Below are 22,563 nucleotides of genomic sequence, written 5' to 3' on the forward strand. Positions count from 1 at the left end.
ATTCTCCAGTTTTCTTGAAACCAACAGCCGGCATGATCATGCCCAGCCGCCGAGTTTCAGGACGAATGCGACAATGACGACCATGGCGAGCGAGATCGGCAGGAAGACCTTCCAGCCGAGACGCATCAACTGGTCGTAGCGGTAGCGCGGAACGAATGCCTTCACCATGGCGAACATGAAGAACACCATCGTGGCCTTGATCACGAACCAGATGATGCCCGGGACCCAGTTGAGGAACCAGACGTCGACCGGAGGCAGCCAGCCGCCGAGGAACAGGATCGTGGTCAGCGCGCACATCAGGACGATGGCGGCATATTCGCCGAGCATGAACATCATGTACGGAGCGGAGCCGTATTCGACCATGAAGCCGGCGACCAGCTCCGATTCCGCTTCCGGAAGGTCGAAGGGCGGACGGTTGGTCTCGGCCAGCGCCGAAATGAAGAAGATGATGAACATCGGGAACAGGGCGAGCCAGTTCCAGTCGAGCAGCGTGTTCGGCAGGCCGATCATCGTGCCGATGCCGTGCTGCTGCGAGTTGACGATGTCGGTCAGGTTCAGCGAACCGGCCGTCAGGAGCACGGTGACGATGACGAAGCCGATCGACACTTCATAGGAGACCATCTGCGCCGCCGAGCGGAGCGCACCGAGGAACGGGTACTTCGAGTTCGAAGCCCAGCCGCCCATGATGATGCCGTAGACTTCCAGCGACGAGATCGCGAAGACGTAGAGGATGCCGACATTGATGTTGGCGACGACCCAGCCATCGGCGAGCGGCACGACGGCCCAGGTGGCGAGCGCCAGCGTCACGGAGACGAGCGGTGCCAGCAGGAAGACGCCCTTGTTGGCGCCGGCCGGGATGATCGGCTCCTTGAAGACGAACTTCAGAAGGTCGGCGAAGGACTGGAACAGACCCCAGGGACCGACGACGTTCGGACCGCGGCGCAGCTGAACGGCAGCCCAGATCTTGCGGTCGGCCAGCAGGATGTAGGCGATGAAGACCAGCAGGCAGACGAGCAGCAGCAGAGACTGGCCAATCATGATGGCCGCAGGCCACACATAGGTTGAAACGAAAGAATCCATAGTCCCCTGCCCTTACTCTGCCGCGACTTTGAAATTGTTGCGGGCCAATGCCGAGCATTCGGCCATGACGGCGGATGCCCGGGCGATCGGGTTCGTCAAATAGAAGTCTTTGACGGTGCTTGCAAACCCGGATTTGTTCATCTTGCCCGATTTTTTCGCAAGTGCGGCAATTTCTCCGCTGCCACCGACGGCGATCTCGTCGATCGCCGCAAAATGCGGGTGGGCCGCGTAGAGATTTGCCCGAAGCGCTGCCAGTGAGTCGAACGGCAGCTTCTTGCCGAGAACGTCGGACAGCGCGCGGATGATTGCCCAGTCTTCGCGGGCATCGCCCGGTGCGAAGCCGGCGCGGTTGCCCATCTGGACGCGACCTTCGGTGTTGACCCAGGTGCCCGACTTCTCGGTGTAGGCGGCGCCCGGCAGGATGACGTCGGCGCTCATCGCACCGTTGTCGCCGTGCGAACCGATGTAGACCGTGAACTTCGCAGCCTTCTTGGTGAAGTCGAGTTCGTCGGCGCCGAGCAGGAAGAGAACGTCCATGCCTTCCAGCATCGCGGCCGCATCCTGGCCGTTGGCGCCCGGCACGAAGCCGAGGTCGAGACCACCGACTCGAGAGGCGGCGGTGTGCAGGACCGAGAAGCCGTTCCAGCCGTCAACGACAGCGTTGCAGGCGGCGGCGATCTTGGCGGCGGTGGCGAGAACGCCCGCACCGTCGGTGCGCGACAGCGCGCCCTGGCCGACGATGATCAGCGGACGCTCGGCCTTGTTCAGGACTTCCGCGAACGGATGCGCGCCATCAGCGATTTCCTTCAGCGTGTCCGGACCGGCGCCGAGATAGTCGTAGCCGTAGCGCAGTTCGCCGGCTTCACCGATCACGCCGATCGGGAAGTTGCCGCGACGCCAGCGCTTGCGGATGCGGGCGTTCAGCACGGCCGCCTCATAGCGCGGGTTGGCGCCGACGATCAGCAATGCGTCAGCCTGTTCGATGCCTTCGATTGTGGCATTGAAGAGATAGCTCGAACGCCCGAATGCCGGATGGAGCTGCGTGCCGTCCTGACGGCAATCGAGGTTTTCCGAGCCAAGCGACTTCACGAGTTCCGACAGGGCGTACATTTCCTCGACCGAGGCGAGATCGCCGGCGATCGCGCCGATCTTGTCGCCGCTGGTGGCCGAAACCGCGCCCTTGATGGCGGCAAACGCTTCCGCCCAGCTTGCGGGCTGCAGGCGGCCGTCCTTGCGGACGTAAGGCTTGTCGAGACGCTGGGTCTTCAGTCCGTCCCAGATGAAGCGGGTCTTGTCGGAGATCCACTCCTCGTTGACCTGCTCGTTGACGCGCGGCATGACGCGCATCACTTCGCGGCCGCGGGTGTCGACGCGGATGGCCGAGCCGAGCGCGTCCATGACGTCGATCGTTTCGGTCTTGCCGAGTTCCCACGGACGGGCGGTGAAGGCGAAGGGCTTGGAGGTCAGCGCGCCGACAGGGCAGAGGTCAACGACATTGCCCTGCAGTTCCGACGTCATCGCCTGCTCGAGATAGGTGGTGATTTCCGCATCCTCGCCGCGGCCGATGAGGCCGAGCTCGGAAATGCCGCCGACTTCGGTGGTGAAGCGGACGCAGCGCGTGCAGTGGATGCAGCGGTTCATGACCGTCTTGACCAGCGGGCCGATATACTTGTCTTCGACCGCGCGCTTGTTCTCGGTGTAGCGCGACGAATCGATCCCGAAGGCCATGGCCTGGTCCTGCAGGTCGCATTCGCCGCCCTGGTCGCAGATCGGACAATCGAGCGGATGGTTGATCAGCAGGAATTCCATCACGCCTTCACGGGCCTTCTTGACCATCGGCGTGTTGGTGTAGACCTCGGGAAGCTCGCCGTTCGGGCCGCCGCGGATGTCGCGCACGCCCATGGCGCAGGAGGCTGCCGGCTTCGGCGGGCCACCCTTCACCTCGATCAAGCACATGCGGCAGTTGCCGGCGACCGACAACCGCTCGTGGAAACAAAAGCGCGGTACCTCGGCGCCGGCTTCCTCACACGCCTGCAGCAGCGTGAAATGATCCGGAACCTCGATTTCCTTACCGTCGACCTTCAGCTTTGCCATATCTGCCTTCCTGCTTCACGCACGCCTTTGTGTCTCAAGCACAACGGGCGCTTTGCCAGAGTTTCACCTCCGGCAAATGCGACCATGAAAACGCATGGTCGCTGTTGCCGTGTTCGTTCAAATAATCCAGCCGCTCCTTCGCTTCGGTCAGCGTCGGGGCATGTCCGTCCTCGACCCACCACATGGCGAAGTGCTGCTTATCCATGATGGAAAACCATTCGTCCCGGCGCGCATAGAACTGCTTGTGGACGGTCTTCCATACGAAATTCTCGAAGCTGGCGACATCGCGCCAGACACTCATGTTGACGATGATGCGCTCGTCGTCGAACGCCTTCACGTCGGTGGCGTTGCCGCTCTCGTCCTTCAGCCGCCAGACGAAGCCTTCGGAACGCTCGGCAATCCCGTTGACGAGATCGAGCGCGTTCATGAAGGGGGCGACGCGCGGATCGTCGGCCGGGTATTTCAGACGGGCGATGTTGAGTTCGGCGAGATGCATCAGGCGTTGCCCTCCGCCGGCATGCGCTCGAGCTGGCTTTCCAGCCGGTAGGACTTCCACAGCTCCGACGACTTGAGATAGGGCCAGTCGAAGGCGTAGTCCGTCGAACCATGTTGGTCGAGGTGATCGAGACGAGCCTTGCCTTCCTCAAGCGTCGGCCGCTCGCCGTCCTCCACGAACCACATGGCCAGGTAATGGCTCTTCAGATGCGAGAACCATTCGGCCCGGCGGCCGTAGAATTTCTTGTGCACCGTCTTCCAGACAAAGCGTTCCAGATGCTCGGGGCTCCGCCAGATGCTGAGCGTCGCCGTCATCATCGGATTGTCGAAGATCGTCTCGACCTCGCCCTTCTCCTGCAGCCGCCAGACGAAACCGTCAGCGCGCTCGGCAAGATCGTTGATGAGCGCGACGTTGTCGACAAAGGCGGCAACCCTGGGATCCCCCGGGGGATGGAGAAGTTCGGCGATCTTGACCTGTGCCAATTGCATTACCCCTCCTTTCCCAACAATGCTTTCGCCTGTCCGACCCAGTCGTCCCGGCCGATGCGACCTGTGAGGCCCGTATCGGCTTCGAGCTTGGCGATGGCTTTTGCGTCCAGCTTGGCGATATCGGCAAAGCTGCGATAGCCCATGGAGTTCAGGACTTCCTCAAGCTTCGGGCCGATGCCGGAAATCTGCTTCAGGTCGTCCGCCTTGCCGGATGCGGCGCGCGGCTTAGCCTTCGGCTCCGTCGCAGGCTTCGACGGCGCTTTCGCGGTCTTCGCAGCCGGTGCCTTGGCGCTTGCCGCCTTCTTTGCCGGTGCCTTCGCGGCAACAGGCTTTGCGGCCTTCGTCGCAGGCTTGGCCTTCTTGGCAGCCGGCTTCGCCGCCTTGGCGACGACGGCAGGCTCCGCCTTCGGCGGTTCGGCGGCCGGAGCCGGTTCGGCAGGCGCTGCCGTGGTCTCGGGCACGGCCTTAGCGGCGTCGGCTTCGGCGGCCTTAGACAGGCGGTCGGCGGTATCGAACGCGCCCTGCATCGCGCCGAGGAAGGCGCTCGCCATCTGCGTCGTCAGGCCGAACCCGATGGCGGTGGCAGCCGCCATGGCCGCCGTCGGATGGGCGAGCAGAGGAAAGAGCGGCGGGGCTGGCGCATCGCGCAGAAGCTTGGCGGCAGCGCGGCCGAGATCGTCCGCGGAAACTTCCGCGGGCGTCTTCTTGCCTTTGCCTGGCGCCTTGCCTGTCATGTCCCTGCCCTTACTCCGCAGCTTCCAACGGAACGCCGTTTGCCATGGCGTTGTAGGTGTACTGGTCGATGCGCTTCTCGATTTCCGGACGGAAATGCTTGATCAGGCCCTGGATCGGCCATGCGGCCGCATCGCCGAGCGCACAGATGGTGTGGCCTTCGACCTGCTTGGTCACCTGGAACAGCATGTCGATTTCGCGCTTCTGGGCATTGCCCTTCACCATGCGCTCCATGACGCGCATCATCCAGCCCGTGCCTTCGCGGCACGGCGTGCACTGGCCGCAGCTCTCGTGCTTGTAGAAAGCCGAGAGGCGCCAGATGGCCTTGATGATGTCGGTCGACTTGTCCATGACGATGACGGCTGCCGTTCCGAGACCCGAACCGAGCTCCTTCAGCCCGTCATAGTCCATGATGGCGTCCTTCATCTGGGCGCCGGGAACGCAGGGAACCGAAGAACCGCCGGGAATGACGGCCAGCAGATTGTCCCAGCCGCCGCGAATGCCGCCGCAGTGCTTCTCGATCAGTTCCTCGAAGGTGATCGACATGGCGTCTTCGACCGTGCACGGGCGATTGACGTGGCCGGAGATCGAAAACAGCTTGGTGCCGGCATTGTTCGGGCGGCCAAAGCTCGAATACCAGCCGGCGCCACGGCGCAGGATGGTCGGGGTGACGGCGATCGATTCGACGTTGTTGACGGTCGTCGGGCAGCCGTAGAGACCCATGTTGGCCGGGAACGGCGGCTTCAGGCGCGGCTGGCCCTTCTTGCCTTCCAGGCTTTCGAGCAGCGCGGTTTCCTCGCCGCAGATATAGGCGCCGGCGCCGTGGTGGACAAAGATGTCGATGTCGTAGCCGAGCTTGTTGTTCTTGCCGAGGAGGCCGGCGTCATAGCACTCGTCGATGGCCGACTGCAGGGCTTCACGCTCGCGCATGAATTCGCCGCGGACATAGATGTAGGCCACATGCGCACCCATGGCGAAGGAGGCGACGACGCAGCCCTCGATCAGCGTGTGCGGATCGTGGCGCATGATGTCGCGGTCCTTGCAGGTACCGGGTTCGGACTCGTCGGCGTTGACGACAAGGTAATGCGGACGACCGTCCGATTCCTTCGGCATGAAGGACCACTTGAGACCGGTCGGGAAGCCTGCGCCGCCGCGGCCGCGAAGACCGGAGGCCTTCACCTCGTTGATGATCCAGTCCCTGCCCTTTTCGAGCAGCTGCTTGGTGCCGTCCCAATGGCCGCGGGCCATGGCGCCCTTCAGCGACTTGTCCTTGAGGCCGTAGATATTGGTGAAGATGCGATCTTGATCTTTAAGCATGTCTCACCCCTTACCGCGGCTTCTTGCCGAACACGCGGACATATTCTTCCTCGCCGCCGCGCGCCAGCGCATCGGCCTGCTTGATCCACTCGTCGCGCTCGATCCGGCCCTTGAAGCTCAGATAGCCATCGACCCAGTCGATCTCGTTCTTCTTCCATGCGGCAACCTGCGCATAGGTGTAGATGCCAAGGCCATTCAGCTTGCCTTCGAGCACCGGACCGACGCCGGAGATCAGCTTCAGGTCATCGGGCTTTTCCGGCTTGTCGATGGCGGACGGACGGTTGGCGTCGTCGAGCGCCGGCTGCGAAGCGGCGACCTCGCCTTCGACCGGCTTCGGCGTGGCACCGTCGGGCTTGCCCTTCTGTTCCGGCTTTTCGGCTTCCGTTTCCTTCGAGGCGGTCTCGGCCTTGGCGGCGTCGGCCTTCTTCGACGGCGTGGTGTCGCCGGTCAGCGACGTCAGGCCGCCGACGGGCGCGGAATAGACACGGTCGATCTGCGGGCCGGGACGGATCTCGTCGGCGCGGCCGGCTTCGAAACGGTCGATGATGTGCTCGAGCTGCGTGGCCGTCAGGTCCTCGTAGCTGTCCTTGAAGATCATGACCATCGGCGCGTTGACGCACGCGCCCTGACATTCCACCTCTTCCCAGGACAGCGTGCCGTCGGCATTGGTGTGGAAGGGTTCGGCGTGGATCTTCTTCTTGCAGACCTTGATCAGGTCCTCGGCGCCGCGCAGCATGCAGGGCGTCGTGCCGCAGACTTGGATATGCGCCTTGGTGCCGACCGGCTTCAGCTGGAACTGGGTGTAGAAGGTCGCCACTTCGAGGACGCGGATGTAGGCCATGCCGAGCATGTCGGCGACGCCTTCGATCGCTGCCTTGGTGACCCAGCCATCCTGTTCCTGCGCCCGCATCAAAAGCGGAATGACGGCAGACTGCTGACGGCCTTCCGGATACTTCTTGATGGTCGCCTCGGCCCAGGCGGCATTCTCCGCCGTAAAGGCGAATGCGGCTGGCTGGACGTTATCTTCGGCTAATCGACGAACGGACATTCTTCTTCGCGCCTTATCTCAAATTCCAAAATACGGGTTCAGGACCGCTACAAATCAGCGATCCACTTCTCCGAATACGATATCAAGCGAACCGAGGATCGCGGTCACGTCGGCGAGCTGGTGGCCGCGGCTCATCGTGTCCATGGCCGACAGGTGCACAAAGCCCGGAGCGCGAATCTTGCAGCGGTACGGCTTGTTGCTGCCGTCCGACACCAGATAGACGCCGAACTCGCCCTTCGGGGCTTCGACGGCGGCGTAAACCTCGCCTTCCGGCACGTGGTAGCCTTCGGTGTAGAGCTTGAAGTGATGGATCAGTGCTTCCATCGACCGCTTCATTTCGCCCCGCTTCGGCGGAACGACCTTGCCGTCGAGCGACGACACCGGGCCGACGGCGTGCTTGCCGAGCAGCAGGTCTACGCACTGCTTCATGATGCGGATCGACTGGCGCATCTCGTGCATGCGCACCAGATAGCGGTCGTAGCAGTCGCCGTTCTTGCCGATCGGAATGTCGAAGTCGAGATCGGAATAGCACTCGTAGGGCTGCGCCTTGCGCAGGTCCCAGGCAGCGCCCGAACCACGCACCATGACGCCGGAGAAGCCCATCGCCCAGGCATCCTCGAGCTTCACGACGCCGATGTCGACGTTGCGCTGCTTGTAGATGCGGTTGTCGGTCAGAAGGCCTTCGATATCGTCGAGCACCTTGATGAAGGGATCGCACCACTTGCCGATATCTTCCACCAGCTTCTGCGGGATATCCTGGTGGACGCCGCCGGGGCGGAAATAGGCGGCGTGCATGCGCGCACCGCAGGCACGCTCGTAGAACACCATGAGCTTTTCACGCTCTTCGAAGCCCCAGACCGGCGGCGTCATCGCGCCGACGTCCATGGCCTGCGTCGTGACGTTCATGATGTGCGACAGGATACGGCCGATCTCGGAGAAGAGAACGCGGATCAGCTGGCCGCGCATCGGGATCTCGAGCTTCAAGAGCTTTTCGACGGCGAGCGCGAAGGCGTGTTCCTGGTTCATCGGCGCCACGTAGTCGAGGCGGTCGAAATAGGGCACGGCCTGCAGGTAGGTCTTGGTCTCGATCAGCTTCTCGGTGCCGCGGTGCAGGAGGCCGATATGCGGATCGACGCGCTCGACGATTTCGCCGTCGAGTTCGAGCACGAGGCGCAGAACGCCGTGCGCGGACGGGTGTTCGGGACCGAAGTTGATGGTGAAGTTGCGGACGTTGTGTTCTGTCATGGAGCTAGCCTTCCGTCCTTACTTCGCGGCCTTTTCGTCGCCGGGCAGAACGTAATCCGTTCCTTCCCAAGGCGACAGAAAATCGAAACTGCGGAATTCCTGCTTGAGTTCGACGGGTTCGTAGAGAACGCGCTTCAACTCGTCGTCGTAGCGCACTTCGACGAAGCCGGTGACCGGGAAGTCCTTGCGCAGCGGATGGCCTTCGAAGCCATAATCCGTCAGGATGCGGCGCATGTCGGAATGGCCCGAGAAGGGAATGCCGTACATGTCCCAGGCCTCGCGCTCGAACCAGTCGGCACCCGGATAGACCGCGGTTGCCGACGGCACGGCCACGTCTTCGGCGACCGCGAGCTTGACGCGGATGCGCACGTTCTGGCGCGGCGACAGGAGGTGGTAGACCACGTCGAAACGTTCGGCGCGCTGCGGATAATCGACACCGCAGATATCGACGATGTTGACGAAACCGCACTGCACGTCGTCGCGCAGGAACGTCAGAAGCGGGATGATGCCGGCGGTGGTGGTCGTCACCGTCAGTTCGCCATGCTTGACTTCGACGCCGACGAGGTGAGAGCTCTGCGCGTCCTTGATATGAGACGCAAGCTCGTTGAAGACTTCAGTCATTCGCTCTGCCCTTCACCCTTAGCGTTCGATCGTGCCGGTGCGGCGAATCTTCTTCTGCAGCAGAAGAACCCCGTACAGCAGGGCTTCTGCCGTGGGGGGACAGCCCGGTACGTAGACGTCGACGGGGACGACACGGTCGCAGCCGCGCACCACCGAATAGGAATAATGATAGTAGCCGCCGCCATTGGCGCAGGAGCCCATCGAGATGACGTAGCGCGGCTCGGGCATCTGGTCGTAGACCTTGCGCAGTGCGGGCGCCATCTTGTTGGTCAGCGTGCCGGCGACGATCATGACGTCCGACTGGCGCGGCGAGGCGCGCGGCGCGACGCCGAAGCGTTCCATGTCGTAGCGCGGGCCGGACACCTGCATCAGGCCTTCGACGGCGCAGCAGGCCAGACCGAACTGCATCCACATCAGCGAGCCCGTGCGCGCCCAGGTGATCAGGTCGCGGGTCGAGGTGACCAGAAAGCCCTTGTCGGCCAGCTCGTCGTTGATCTCGCCGAAATATGCGTCATCGGCGCCGACCGGCTTGCCGGTTGCCGGATCGATGATGCCCTTGGGCTGCGGCGCGACGAGCGTCGTCTTTTCCGCGGTCACTCCCATTCCAGAGCTCCCTTTTTCCATTCGTAGATGAAGCCGATGGTCAATACGCCAAGGAAGACCATCATGGACCAGAAGCCAAACCAGCCGATATCGCCGAACGAAACGGCCCACGGGAAGAGGAAGGCGACTTCAAGGTCGAAAATGATGAAGAGAATCGACACCAGGTAGAAGCGGATGTCGAATTTCATGCGCGCGTCGTCGAAGGCATTGAAGCCGCATTCGAAGGGCGACAGCTTTTCCGGATCGGGCGCCTTGAAGGCGACGGCAAACGGCGCGATCAGCAGAGCAAGGCCGATCACCAGAGAAATGCCGATAAAGATTGCGATCGGAATATAGGAACCGAGAAGGTCAGTCATTCAGTCCGTCCCTGCCTGTCCGTGGATCTGCGCCGGGCGGCGCGAACGTCCAAATTCGACAGGCCGTAATTGTCTGTGTTGCAACGAGCCGTGGTTAGCGCAGCCTGCGCTGCCGCGCAAGCCGTTAGCGGCCTTTGAACCACTACGCGGACGACTTTATCAAGGCTTGATCTCCGAGTCGCGACAAAACTTCGCAACGCAGCATCACGATTGCAACAGATTTGGTCACAAGCGTTTAAAACGATCTGATTGATATCCGTCATGAACTGGGCCGACTCACATCAGCCGTGCGGGAACAACGCGTTGACCGCGGCCGCCACCCTTTCCGCCCGACTTTCGACCGACGTCCGCTCAAGCACCTCAAGCCGATAGCCGAAGCGGCGATAGGCGGGCAGCAACGCCTCGTATTCCGCCATCGCCGCCGAGACATCGTGACGGCGCTCGGCATCCTTCCGGAATATCTCCGGCCACGGCGGGACCACGAAGGCCAGGGCATTGTGCTTGAGCAACCGGACCGCGTTTTCGAGCCAGGGCGGCACCGGGAGCCCCTTCATCTCAAGGTAGGCCAGCGCATCGACAGGCCCGCGATCGAAGAATGCGATCCGCCCTTCCCGCGCCGCCGCCACCCTCTGGGCGATCGCCCGCGACAACACCAGTTCGACGAAGCGGAGCGGGTTTTCGCCGGGCAGTGCGTCGCCACCGATTGCCTGCTGCTCGCGGACGATCTGTCGTCCGGGCTCGGGATAGGTGACGAACCCTCTTGCCGCCAGCGCCGAAAGAAGCGTCGATTTGCCGCCGCCCGAACAGCCGGTCAGCACGAAAAAGCGATCGGCGCATTGCCGAATCAATTCAGGGTCATAATCGGATTCGTTCACGGTCTTTCTCCACCACGGACAAGGAACGGGACGGAAAACGGCGCTTCGGCGTGAGATGAAGCGTAGCGACTCGGATGAGTGAGGGGAAACGGGCTTGGCCCTTTAAAGAAAAAATGGCGCGAGTGACGGGGCTCGAACCCGCGACCTCCGGCGTGACAGGCCGGCACTCTAACCGACTGAGCTACACCCGCGCATTGTTTGAAGACTGTCGAAAGTGGCGCGAGTGACGGGGCTCGAACCCGCGACCTCCGGCGTGACAGGCCGGCACTCTAACCAACTGAGCTACACCCGCACTTTTCGAAATCTTCGGGAACGTTGCCGCCCCCGCCAAGCGGCGTTGCCGTTTGGTGTGCGGCTAACTAAGCGGTTCGAATGGGGGTGTCAAGCAGGTTTGGAAGACAAAAACAGAGAACGCATTCTTTTTATAATGGCATTGCCCGCGCCCTGCCATCTTCCCTGCCCTGCAGACGCCGGAAGCGTTGAAAAAAGCAAAAAAATCGATTGGACCCTCTTGCGGAATTTTTCCGATGCGCATAGATCACGGCCACCGACGCGGCGGACGGCTGATCCGCACAACGCGCACGGGCGATTAGCTCAGTTGGTAGAGCGCCTCGTTTACACCGAGGATGTCGGGAGTTCGAGTCTCTCATCGCCCACCATTCCTTTTCCAAAGACATATCTTTTGAGCGCTCGACAGTACCTCATCTTGCTTGCGGTTTCTCGGCAGCTCACCCCAGCCGCCGCGCGCGGATTTGTGTCAGAACCCAGTAGGCGGCGCTGCCGCAGAGGGTGCCGGCGACCTTGATGACGGCGTCGTGCAGGCGGGCGTGGCGGGTGGGCGAGAGTTCCTGGGCGAGCTCGAGGCCAAGGGCCGCGGCGGCGCAGAACAATAGCACCCATTTCCACTGCCTGGGATAGGCGAAGGTGAAGACGAAGGTCATCACCGCATAGGCCGCCGCCCGGTCGAGGTTGACCGTCGTGATGGTGTGGGGTCTGAGGCCGATCGGGGAAACGGTGACCAAAACAATGGCCGCCAGCAATGCCCAGGCGGCCACTCTGAAAAAAACTCTATCCATGGTGGAGATGAACCTAGAGCGCATTGCAAAACATGCAAGAGGCTTCTGCGGGCTGCAAACAGGGATCTGCTCGCGGTGGCATGCCGCGAGGCACGGACGGCAGGCGACGGGCGATCCCTGTCCGGAAGATCGGCAATCACAGCTCTCCGCGAATCGTCACGAACCTCCGCATGCCGGCACCGCGGGCGATTCCTGCGTTTTGCCGACCCTAGCGGGAGGCGGCGAGCGCAAGCGCCGGGCGGGCGGCGCGGGCGGGCGGCGCGGCCGTCGTGCGGAAGCGGGCAAGCTGCTGCATCAGCGTTTCGAGCTCGCCGGCCAGCGAATGGTTGGCCGCCGTCGATTCCTCGGCTATGGCGGCATTCTGCTGCGTCCCGTGATCGATCACGTTGATCGCCGTGTTGATCTCGCGAATGCCGCTCGACTGTTCGCGCGACGCTTCGACAATCGCCGCGACATTCATGTCGATGCTGGCGAGCTGCCCGATGATTCCCGACAGCGACGTGTCGGTCGCCTTGACCAGGGAGACCCCCTGGGAGACATGCGCGGCCGATTCGCCGATCAGCGCGTTGATTTCCTTGGCGGCGGTCGCGGAGCGCTGCGCCAGCTCGCGCACCTCCTGGGCGACGACGGCAAATCCCTTGCCCGCCTCACCTGCCCGCGCCGCCTCGACGCCGGCGTTCAGCGCCAGAAGGTTGGTCTGGAAGGCAATGCCGTCGATCACGCTCAGGATCTTGGAGATCTCTCCGGACGACCGCTCGATCTCGGCCATGGCGCCCATGGCATCGCGCATGACGCGGCCGGATTCCTCCGCAGTCTTGCGCGTCAACGTCAGCGAACTGCCGGCCTGGGTCGCCCGCTCGCTGGTGCTCGCAACCGTTTCGGTGATCTCCGTCAGGGCCGCCGCCGTTTCCTCGACGGAAGCCGCTTGCTGTTCGGTCCGGCGGGCAAGATCGTCGGAGGCCTCCTGCAATTGCCCGGCGCTTGCCGAGATGCCGCGGGCGTTCTGCAGAACCTGTTCCATGAAGGAGCGCAGCACGCCGACCGCATGATTGAAGTCCGCGCGCGTCTTTTCCATGCTCGGCGTGAAACGCTCGTCGAGCGAGACGGCGAGGTTGCCATCGGCCACCGCCTCGATGGCGCGGCCGAGCTTGTCCAGGCAGGTCATCCGCTCGCTGACGTCGACGGCGAACTTGATGACCTTGACCACCCTGCCCCGATCGTCGAAGACCGGATTGTAGACGGCCTGAATCCACACGGCGCGGCCATCCTTGGCGAAGCGGACGAACTCACCGTTGAAGTGCTCGCCGCGCGCAAGGTGCGGCCAGAACTCCGCATAGGCGGCGGAATTGACATAGGACGGCTCGCAGAAGATGCGATGATGGCGACCGATGATCTCGTCCGCCGTGTAGCCGAGCGTCGAGCAGAAATTGGCATTGGCGGCGATGATCGTGCCGTCGGGCGAAAATTCGATGATGGCCTGCGATTTCGACGCGGCTTCGAGCTTGGCGGCGTCGTCCAGGGCCTTCAGCTTGAAGGCGGTGATGTCGGTAGCGATCTTGAGCACGCGTAGAACCTTGCCGTTCCTGACGACCGGATTGTAGGACGCCTCGATCCAGACTTCCCGTCCGCCCTTGGCGATGCGCTTGTACTGCCGGCGGTCGAACTCGCCCTTCCTCAGGCCATCCCAGAACGCACGATAGTCCGGGCTCGCGGCATAGTCTTCGCCGACAAAAATCGAATGATGCCTGCCGACGATCTCTTCAGGCCGATACCCCATGACGTGGCAGAAATTTTCGTTCGCCTCCAGGATCGTGCCGTCCGGCTTGAAGACGATGACGGCGTGCGATTTTCCAACCGCTTCCATATCCTGCGCTGCTGCATTCACAAACATGGGCACCCCTGCATTCCCACCCGAGATTGCAGCCATGGTTCGCTTTCAATTGTTAAAATTCGGTATTAAAGAACATCCTAATTTGCATGATTTACAAAAATAGCGACAGTAAATTTCGGCTGGTATATCAATAAACACCCAATTCAAACTGACATTCGTCAATATCGGTAGTGAATATTGGTACACAAACATGCACTATCGGTATTATTCCGCCTGCAATTGTTAGGCAGAAAACATACCTGGGGCTGCAGAGGCCCCGGGCTCCATTTTACTTTACCTAACGTAAGTAAAGTCGATCAGCTCCACTTGAAGTCGGCGCTGGCGAGGTCCGAGGCAGAGGTGCCGCTCAGGGTCAGCTGCATGTCGGCCGCGCCGTCGCCGTTGACGTCGACGTAGAGCGTGTCGGTCGAGTCGACGAAGTAGGCCTCGGAATTGCCGCTGCCGCTGAATGTCGCGTTGCTGCCGAGCCAGTTAAACGTCCCCGACTGCAATCCGGAGAAGACCAGCTTGTCGGTACCGGCGACGAAATCGGTGATCTTGTCCGCCGTGTCGCCGCTCGACTGAGAGGTCGAGGTGAAGGTGAAGAGGTCGGAGCCTGCCCCGCCCGTCACCGTGTCGATGCCCGCGCCGAAGACGATGCTATCGCTGCCGGCGCCGAGATCGACGATGGTGTTTGTCGATCCGGTGAGGACGATGACATCAGCCCCCGACGAACCGGTGATGTTTTCGGTGTTGGAAACGGTCAGCGTCGAGGCGGAGCCGAGCGTCAGATAGTCTTCACCGCTGCCGAGGTCGATCGGCGCTCCTGTGAACGCGCCGGAAATGGTGATGTTGTCGGCATAGCTCGACCCGCTGATCGTCTCGACGCTGGTCAGCGTCGCGGTCGCGCCCTCGGCGAAGCTGATGCTGTCGACACCCGTTCCAAGGTTGAACTGGCCGCCGGTGACGGCTTCCTTCACGAAGATCGTATCGGCGTTCGAGCCACCGGAAATCGATTCGACCGAATAGACCGAGACCGTGTTGGTGTAGTTTCCGAGGACCAGCGTGTCCGAACCGTCGCCGAGGTCGATCTCGATGCCCGTGGCGGCGTCCAGAATGGTCACCTTGTCGGCGCCACCGCCGCCCAGTATCGTCTCGACACCGGTCAGGGACACCGTGCTGGCGCTTGCCGCGAGGTTGAGTTCGTCATAGCCGTCGCCGAGATCGAGGCGGCCGGAATAAGTGTCGCTGTTGATGACCACGAGATCGTCCGTCGAACCACCGACGACGGTTTCGACATTGCTGATCGTCACCGTGTTTTCCGCATCGGCCAGCGTCAGCTTGTCGTTGCCGTCGCCAAGGTCGATGTAGCCGCCGGTCATCTGCGTCGCGAGCGTGATGCGGTCGGAATAACTGCCGCCTGAAATCGACTCGAGATTGGAAACCGTTGCGGTCAGGCCGCCGGTCCAGCTCAGCTTGTCTGATCCCGCACCGAAGTCCATCACCGCGCCGACATTGGAGCTGTTGATGGTGATCACGTCGTCGCTGTCGGAGCCGACCAGTGTCTCGACGCCGGCAACCGTCACCGTGGCGCCGCTGACGCCAAGATTGAGGGTATCGAGGCCGCTGCCGAGATCGATGTAGCCCTGCTCGTAGCTGCCCTCGAGGGTGACCGTGTCGGAGAGCGTACCGCCGAGAACCGTCTCGATGTTCTGGACCGTCGCCGTATTGTTGTAATTGCCGAACTTGATCTCGTCCGAACCGCTCATCAGGTTGATGACGCCGCCGGTATACTGCTCGATGACGGAGATCACGTCGGAGCCGGCATTGCCCATGATGGATTCGATGCCGGAAACCGACAGGGTCGCCCCGTATTCGGAAATATGCAGCGTGTCCTGGCCGTCGCCGAGCTTGATGACGCCGCCGGACACTTCGTCCGTCAGCGTCACATCGTCATCACCGGCGCCGCCGAGAACGGTTTCGACGCCCGAGACCGTCACCGTATTACCGGCGCTCGACAGGTTCAGCGTATCATCGCCGTCACCGAGCGAAATGTATCCGAGATCGCCATCCGATAGCGTGACATTGTCCTTGCCCGCGCCGCCCTGGACGCTTTCGACATTGGCAGTGGTGATCGTGCCGCCGTCGTCGGAGAAGACGACCTGGTCCTCGCCGTCGCCAAGATCGATGAATGTACCGGTCGTGTAGGTGGCGAGATTGACGACGTCCTCGTACTGGCTGCCGATGACGGTCTCGACATTGTCGATGGTGACCGTCGCGCCGTCGGCTGAAAAGGTCAGCGTGTCGAAACCACGGCCGAGATCGACATAGGCGCCGGTCACTTCCGAGCCGAAGGTGATGCTGTCGGAGGACCTGCCGCCGACGATCGTCTCGGCATAGCTCACCGTCGCGGTGTTGTCGCGGTCGGCGAAGATGACGGTGTCATTGCCGTCCGCCAGGTCGATGCTGACGCCATTCGCGGCATCGCTGAAGACGATGGTGTCGTCGCTGCGGCCGCCGGTGATGGTTTCCACGTTGGCAACCGAGAGCGAAGCGCCGTTGTCGCTGATCTTGAGCGTGTCGACGCCGTCGCCGAGATCGACAGTCGTCGCGCCGTCGATCGAGTTGATCGTGATGTTGTCGGAGCCGGCACCGCCGGTCACCGTTTCCACGCCCGACATGGTGATCGTGTTGCCGCCATCGGCCATGATCACCGTATCGCTGCCCGAGCCCAGTCCGATCTCGCCCGTGAAGGGTGCCGAGATATAGATCTTCTCAACGCCGCTAGAGCCGTTGATCGTTTCGACATTCGCGACCGTGATGGTGACGTTGCCCGTGGTCTGAAGCGTGTCCTGGCCATCGCCGAGATCGATGAAGCCACCGTCGATCGTGCCGCCAAGACGGACGTCATCGTCGGCCGAGCCGCCGATGACGGTCTCCACGTCGCTGACGGTGACCGTTGCGCCGCTGTCGGAGATAACCAGCTTGTCGTCGCCGCGGCCAAGGCTGATGACACCGCCCGTATAGCCTTCGCCGAGCGTGATCACGTCGGATGACTTGCCGCCGGTGATGGTCTCGACATTGGAGATGGTCGCCGTGTTGTTGAAATCGGAGAATTTCACACGGTCTGAATTCTTGCCGAGGTCAATCGTCGCGCCCGTGACGCCCTCATCGAAGACCACATAGTCGGCGCTGGCATCTCCGAGGACGGTTTCGACGTTGCGCGCCGTTACCGTGCCGCCGGAATAGAGCACGATCGTGTCGTTGCCGTCGGCGAGATCGAGGATCGTTCCGGTCGTCTGGTTGGAGATCAGAACGTGATCGGAGCTGGAGCCGCCGTTGATCGATTCGACCAGCGAAACGGTCAAGGTGTTGTTGAAGTTGTCCAGCGTGAGCACGTCGTTGCTGGAGCCGAGATTGAACAGCCCCCCGGTCACCTGGCCGGAGACCGTGACGGTATCGGTGCTGCTGGAGCCGATGACCGTCTCGATATTGGCGACCGTCAGCTTGTTGTTGGCGGCGGTCAGAGAGAGGTAGTCATCGCCGGCACCAAGATCGATGTAGGAGCCGGAGGACGACACCGCCATGGCGATGCGGTCGTCGCCGCTGCCGCCGATCAGCGTCTCGGCATCGGAAATGTTGAGCGTATTGGTGCCATCGCCGAGGTAGAGCGTATCGTTGCCCTTGCCGAGGTTGATCGTACCGCGGGTGATCTCCGTCTCGACCACGACATAGTCGTCGGAGCGACCGCCGACGATCGTCTCTACATTCCGGAAGGTCGCCGTGTTGTGGTAGTTGCCGAGATAGACGCGGTCGCCGCCCTCGCCCAGATCGAGCGTCGAACCCGTGAGCTGCGTACCGAATGTCAGATACTCAGAGGCGTCGCCACCGATGACCGACTCGACATTGTAGAGCGTCGCGGTGCCGCCGCGGCTCTCGGAGAAAATGAGCGTATCCTGGCCGTCACCAAGATCGATCTTGCCGCCCGATTGCGCCTCGTTGAAGAGGATACGGTCATCGCCGGCGCCGCCGACAATGGTCTCGACGCCGGTCATGGTCACCGTGTTGCCGCCGTCGGCGAGCGTGACCTGGTCGCGGCCGCGATCGAGATCGATGTCGGCGCCCGTCGTCGACTGGCTCAGATAGATGATGTCTGTCGAACGACCGCCCTTGATGGTCTCGACGTTGGAGACGCTCAGCTTGTTGGTGTAGTTGCCGAGGATCAGGGTGTCCTGACCGGCCCCGAGATCAACACTGTTCTTGGTCGTGGCGTAGGTTGCAAGCGTGATGCGATCGTCGCCGGCGCCGGACACGATGGTCTCGGTGTTGAGCACGGCAGCCGTCACGCCGCCGTCTCCGAAGGTCAGCGAATCGCTGCCGCTGCCGAGATCATAACGCCCGCCGGTGATTTCGCCGTTAATGGTGATCACGTCGGAGCTGGAACTGCCGGACACATACTCGACGCTGGACAGCGTCAGGGTGTTGTCGAAGCGAGAGAGCGTGACACTATCCGAGCCGTCGCCGAGATCATAGGTGCCGCCGGTCACCTGCGTCGAGAACACGATCTTGTCCGTGCTCGATCCGCCGGTGATCTGCTCGACATTCGCCGCCGTCAGCGTCGCACCGTCGTCCGAAAGATAGATGTGATCCTCGCCGTCACCGAGATCTACGGTCGCAGAGGTCACCTTCGCGTCGAAATAGACGCTGTCGGCGCTGGCCCCGCCGGTCACGGTCTCGATGTTTGCGAGCGTCAGCGTGTTCGGCCCGGAATCGGAGAGCGTAAGGGAGTCGCGACCATTGCCGAGGTCGATGTAGGCGCCCGTAATCTGGACGGCAGCCGTGATCACGTCGGTATAGGACGTCGCCGTGATCTGCGAAATATCGGTGATGACTGCTGTTTGACCTATACCCGACGACTTCGCCATGCCTGTCCCTCGTTTATGGGCCGCTGACTGGCTAGACACCCTGACGAGACGGCCACGGCCGGCGACCAATCTCGAGCGTCACGCGTCTACCAGAGACCATTCGGACCAAGATCATCTCGGTCCGCGAAATCAAATTCCTAATGAAATTCCCCAAGAAGCAGGAAAGGATCATCCGCAAGCAATGAAAGCGGAACAGACAGCCCAAACCCATTCTCGTTTTCACGTTAGGGACAGGGACTTGCGCGAAGCTGGAAAGAAGCACCCGATCTGCAGGCAATGCTAGAGGCGAATGATGTCGGCAGCTTTTCCGAGCACGTCGCCGGCAATGTCAACGACACTCTGCTGGTGGGTGAACAGAACGGTCTGGAACGTGCCGGCGCCGAGGGCGAGCGTCTTCAACCCGGCGGCGGTGCGTTCGTCGTCGAAGGTCTGGAAGATGTCGTCGGCGATCAGCGGCACCGGCTCGTTACGGCTGCAATAGTCCTCCAGGAAGGCAAGCCGTAGCGCCAGATAGAGCTGGTCGCCGGTGCCTTCGCTCAAGCCCGACAGCGGCACCTTCTCGCCGTTTGCCCGCTCGGCCAGAAGCTGCAGCTCGTCCTTGTCGTCATAATCCTGCAGCAGGCGGACGAATGCGCCGTCGGTCAGGCTCGAAAAGCGCTCGCCGGCGCTGAGAATCATCGGATCGGCCTGCGACTGGCGATAGCTGTCGAGCGAGGATTGCAGGATGTCGGAGGCGAGTTTGGTGACTGCCCAGCGGCGGGCAAGCTCCCTCGCCTCCTCTTCGGCGGCGCGCTTTTCGAAGGCCGCCATCTCGGCGCTCTCGCCCGTTTCGGCTGCCTCCCGCGCCGCACGATTGTCGGCAAGCGCGGCGTTGAGCTCGCCGAACGTCCGATACTGCGCCTCGCTTTCGGCATTCAGCCGCTCTAGGGACAGGCCGGCATCGACCGGATCGAAGCCATCAAGCGCCACGCGAGCCTCGGCCTCGTCGACACCCTCGGACTGCTGGCGAAAGCGCTCACGGGCTTCGTCCAGACGCCGGCGACGAGACTGACGCTCTTCGAGACGGCGCAGCAGCGCGGGGCCGTCGCCTTCCCGGCCCGCCGTCATCGCCTCCAGATCCGCCTCGGTCTCTTCGTCGGCCCGGCGCAACTCCTTCAGCTTCTGCCGCGCCTCTTCCAAGGATTTCGTCAGGGCGAGCCGCGCCTCATTCCGGCTGCGAGCGGTCGCGGCGCGCTCCGTCAGTGTCTCCACCGCCGCGCCCGCGTTCATGTCTTTCAGGTCCGGCGCAATGTCCGAGATGAGCGCTGCGACCGACTTCTCGAACGCGCCGATATCCCGGTTGATGCCGGCAACACGACGCGTGTAGCTCTGGCGCTGCACGAGGGCATCGGGAACCCGCGCCCAGAGGTCCAGCCCGGCGAGGATGGCATCGGCGGACATGCCGACGGGATAGCCAAGCCTTGCCACGGCCGCCGCGAACGGCTGGCGCCACTCAACCTCTTCGCGATCGACCTCGGCTTTCTGCGCCTCCAGCGATTTCAGACGACGGCGGGCGGCGGTCTTCTCACCCTCCAGCGTACGGCTTTCCTGCCAGCGGTCGGCAAGTTCGCCGAGATGGCGCTGAATGGCGCGGCTCAAGGCAACGGCCGGCAAGGCCTCTACCGCGGCGAGCCCGGCTCCGGCAGCGATCGATCGCATGGCCGGCAGCAGGCGTTCTTCAAGGCGGTCGACAATGGCGCAGCGGTCCTTGAGCGCGTCGATTTCCCGCTGCCGTTCGAAGGCAGCATCCAGTGATCGCCGCCAGACGAGCATCGCATCCGGCTCCAGCGGCGTGACATCGCATGCCTCGAAAAGAGCCTCATACGCAGAACGTTCGGCCGATAACGCCTCCTCGCACTCAGCGACCCCGGCATCCACCTTCCGCTGATCGACCGTCAGTCGCTCTCGGCGCTGGGCCAGTGCAGCATGACGCGACAGGCGCTCGGCATCGGCAAGCGCCGCATCCGATAGACGATCGGCCTCAGTGATCCGATCGGCAAGCCGGTTAACCGTCGCCGGCTCGACCGGCTCCCGGTTGGCCGCGGCGTCGGCGACCAGACGCAGGTCCTCGTCGCGCGCCTGTCGGGCGTCACGGATATCGCTCTGCGTCACCATCGTCCCGCCGGCGCCGAGGCGCTGGATTTCCTCGTCCAGTTCGCCAAGTGCGGCGGCAATCCGGTCCCGTTCGCGGACAGCGTCCTTCAGCCGGTCCCGGGCGGCGCCCAACCGCTCGCCGAATGCGGAGATCGCCGCCGGATCCGGCAGCGGCACGGCGGCAAGCCGGTCGAGTGCGTCGACAGCCGGGCGCATACGACCCACCATCGCCCCCAGGTCTTCCGAGAGGCGGCCCACCTGCACCGCCAACTGATCCCTTTTTGCGATCTCATCGATATCCGGACCCATCGTCGCCAGCTGGTCGCGCCAGGGCTTGGGGTCGATCAGGTGACCCGCCCTGTCGGCAGAGAGGCGATCCAGCGTCTCGCGCTCGGCGGCCAGCGCTTCGTCCGTATCCTTCCGGCGGCGCTGCAGGTCCCGCCCCTGCTCGGCGAGCCGCCGCAGTTCCGTGAGCGCCATCTCATCCGGGATCTTCGCCTCGAGTTCCTCCAGTTCGGCGAGGCCCAGCCGGCGGGCAAGCTGCGTCAGGCCGGCCTCGTGCTGAGCCAGTTCGCGATCCACGGCCGGCAGGTCCTTGCGCAGACCGTTATAGTTGCCGAGTTCGCGATAGAGCTCCTGGATGCGACCGGAGGCGGCGAGCATGGCGTCATCGACCGTTATGCCCTCCAGCTTGGCAGCGAGACCACGCCCGTCCGTCTCCAGCCGGGCGATCTCCTGCTTCAGCCGCTCCTGACGCTCCAGAAGCTGGCGAAGCCGTTCGGCGTCACCATCCTCAATGCCGTCGAGATCGGCGAAGACCTCCAGCGCCCGGGTCTCTGCGTCGATGTCGTCTATCAGCGGCTTCCAGCGCTTCAGGCGGGAGAGCCGCTCAATGGCATGGCCGGTCTCCTTGCGCTCTAGCGCGAGCGCCGCCATTTTTGCATCCAGCTCGGCGCGCGCTTCCGAAAGCTTCTTCCAGACATCGGACCGCAGCGTATGATCGCGCTCCGCCTTGCGGGCGACCTCATAGCGATCAAGCACCTGATAGAACAGCCGGTTCTGCGACTTGCGCTCGGCGAAGATGCCGTCGGCCTGCTGGTCGAGCTTCTGGCGCAGGTCGCGCATGCCCATCATGCCGGAGGCGGCGGAGAACAGCAGGCTGCCGATCTCGCCGGAGGAGTGCAGCATGATGTCGGCGCCCTTGCGCAGCGCATCGGTATCGAGACCGAAAGCGCGTTCGAAGACGTCGCGGCCAAGCGTGCCGAGATAGGGGCTCAGCGCGTCGTCGGAGAGTGGCTCCTCCGCGTCGGTCGCAGCGACCAGCGCGTTCTTGCGTGCCTTGCGGCGGCGGAAACGGATTTCCGCACCGTTGCGGGCAACGAGTTCCGCGCCGACGCGCAGGTCGCGGTTGTCATGGCCGAAGCCGTAGCGGAAATCGCGGTCCGGGAAGCCAAAGAGGAGATCGGAAATGGCCGACAGTGCGGAGGATTTTCCCGCCTCATTCGGACCGTAGACGACATGCAGGCCGGCATCGGCGCGAAAGTCCAGATGCCGTCCGGAGAACTTGCCGTAGCGCAGGAGATCGAGGGACTTGAAGCGCATCG

16 protein-coding genes and 3 tRNA genes are annotated in these 22,563 nt (G+C 62.8%); 1 reads left to right on the forward strand and 18 read right to left on the reverse strand.

What is annotated here, in order from left to right; translation table 11 throughout:
• Nucleotides 1-36: 36 nt before the first annotated feature.
• The 14 genes from nuoH to ACU5AZ_RS03175 form a co-directional block, all read right to left on the reverse strand.
• Nucleotides 37-1,080, reverse strand: coding sequence for an NADH-quinone oxidoreductase subunit NuoH (gene nuoH, locus ACU5AZ_RS03110; protein ID WP_261930464.1), 1,044 nt, complete (start codon nt 1,078-1,080; stop codon nt 37-39).
• A gap of 12 nt (nt 1,081-1,092) precedes the next feature.
• Nucleotides 1,093-3,174 (reverse strand): NADH-quinone oxidoreductase subunit NuoG, encoded by a 2,082-nt coding sequence (gene nuoG / locus ACU5AZ_RS03115; RefSeq protein ID WP_446824583.1) that lies wholly within the window; start codon nt 3,172-3,174, stop codon nt 1,093-1,095.
• A gap of 34 nt (nt 3,175-3,208) precedes the next feature.
• Nucleotides 3,209-3,670, reverse strand: a complete 462-nt coding sequence (locus ACU5AZ_RS03120; protein ID WP_446824584.1) for a DUF3291 domain-containing protein — start codon at nt 3,668-3,670, stop codon at nt 3,209-3,211.
• The gene (locus ACU5AZ_RS03125) at nt 3,670-4,158 is read right to left on the reverse strand and encodes a DUF3291 domain-containing protein (protein WP_446824585.1); all 489 of its coding nucleotides are present in this window, start codon (nt 4,156-4,158) and stop codon (nt 3,670-3,672) included. The genes ACU5AZ_RS03120 and ACU5AZ_RS03125 overlap by 1 nt, the downstream gene beginning before the upstream one ends.
• Nucleotides 4,158-4,892 carry a helix-hairpin-helix domain-containing protein gene (locus ACU5AZ_RS03130; protein ID WP_446824586.1) on the reverse strand — a complete coding sequence of 245 codons (735 nt, stop codon included), beginning with the start codon at nt 4,890-4,892 and terminating at the stop codon, nt 4,158-4,160. The genes ACU5AZ_RS03125 and ACU5AZ_RS03130 overlap by 1 nt, the downstream gene beginning before the upstream one ends.
• A gap of 10 nt (nt 4,893-4,902) precedes the next feature.
• Entirely contained in the window at nt 4,903-6,207 is a 1,305-nt protein-coding gene (gene nuoF, locus ACU5AZ_RS03135; protein WP_446824587.1) for an NADH-quinone oxidoreductase subunit NuoF, read from the reverse strand.
• Nucleotides 6,208-6,217: 10 nt separating this feature from the next.
• Nucleotides 6,218-7,255 (reverse strand): NADH-quinone oxidoreductase subunit NuoE, encoded by a 1,038-nt coding sequence (gene nuoE, locus ACU5AZ_RS03140; RefSeq protein WP_446824588.1) that lies wholly within the window; start codon nt 7,253-7,255, stop codon nt 6,218-6,220.
• Nucleotides 7,256-7,309: 54 nt separating this feature from the next.
• On the reverse strand, nt 7,310-8,500 hold the full coding sequence (locus ACU5AZ_RS03145) for an NADH-quinone oxidoreductase subunit D (protein WP_446824589.1): 1,191 nt from the start codon (nt 8,498-8,500) through the stop codon (nt 7,310-7,312).
• 18 nt (nt 8,501-8,518) lie between these two features.
• The gene (locus ACU5AZ_RS03150; protein ID WP_446824590.1) at nt 8,519-9,121 is read right to left on the reverse strand and encodes an NADH-quinone oxidoreductase subunit C; all 603 of its coding nucleotides are present in this window, start codon (nt 9,119-9,121) and stop codon (nt 8,519-8,521) included.
• 18 nt (nt 9,122-9,139) lie between these two features.
• Entirely contained in the window at nt 9,140-9,724 is a 585-nt protein-coding gene (locus tag ACU5AZ_RS03155) for a NuoB/complex I 20 kDa subunit family protein (RefSeq protein ID WP_446824591.1), read from the reverse strand.
• Nucleotides 9,715-10,080, reverse strand: coding sequence for an NADH-quinone oxidoreductase subunit A (locus tag ACU5AZ_RS03160; protein ID WP_261930474.1), 366 nt, complete (start codon nt 10,078-10,080; stop codon nt 9,715-9,717). The genes ACU5AZ_RS03155 and ACU5AZ_RS03160 overlap by 10 nt, the downstream gene beginning before the upstream one ends.
• A gap of 281 nt (nt 10,081-10,361) precedes the next feature.
• Nucleotides 10,362-10,955, reverse strand: a complete 594-nt coding sequence (locus ACU5AZ_RS03165; RefSeq protein WP_446824592.1) for an AAA family ATPase — start codon at nt 10,953-10,955, stop codon at nt 10,362-10,364.
• Between the two features lie 114 nt (nt 10,956-11,069).
• A tRNA-Asp gene (locus tag ACU5AZ_RS03170) sits at nt 11,070-11,146 on the reverse strand.
• 24 nt (nt 11,147-11,170) lie between these two features.
• Nucleotides 11,171-11,247: transfer RNA gene (locus ACU5AZ_RS03175), tRNA-Asp, on the reverse strand.
• A gap of 291 nt (nt 11,248-11,538) precedes the next feature.
• Here ACU5AZ_RS03175 and ACU5AZ_RS03180 point away from each other — a divergent pair.
• A tRNA-Val gene (locus tag ACU5AZ_RS03180) sits at nt 11,539-11,614 on the forward strand.
• Between the two features lie 69 nt (nt 11,615-11,683).
• Here ACU5AZ_RS03180 and ACU5AZ_RS03185 read toward each other — a convergent pair.
• The 4 genes from ACU5AZ_RS03185 to ACU5AZ_RS03200 form a co-directional block, all read right to left on the reverse strand.
• The gene (locus ACU5AZ_RS03185; RefSeq protein WP_446824593.1) at nt 11,684-12,031 is read right to left on the reverse strand and encodes a VanZ family protein; all 348 of its coding nucleotides are present in this window, start codon (nt 12,029-12,031) and stop codon (nt 11,684-11,686) included.
• A gap of 208 nt (nt 12,032-12,239) precedes the next feature.
• A complete protein-coding gene (locus ACU5AZ_RS03190; protein ID WP_446824594.1) occupies nt 12,240-13,922 on the reverse strand; it encodes a methyl-accepting chemotaxis protein in 1,683 nt (560 codons plus the stop codon).
• A 296-nt stretch (nt 13,923-14,218) separates the two neighbouring features.
• Entirely contained in the window at nt 14,219-18,826 is a 4,608-nt protein-coding gene (locus ACU5AZ_RS03195; RefSeq protein ID WP_446824595.1) for a M10 family metallopeptidase C-terminal domain-containing protein, read from the reverse strand.
• Between the two features lie 279 nt (nt 18,827-19,105).
• Nucleotides 19,106-22,561 (reverse strand): AAA family ATPase, encoded by a 3,456-nt coding sequence (locus tag ACU5AZ_RS03200; protein ID WP_446824596.1) that lies wholly within the window; start codon nt 22,559-22,561, stop codon nt 19,106-19,108.
• Between the last annotated feature and the right edge of the window lie 2 nt (nt 22,562-22,563).

It is taken from the genome of Rhizobium sp. PAMB 3182 (assembly GCF_052908355.1).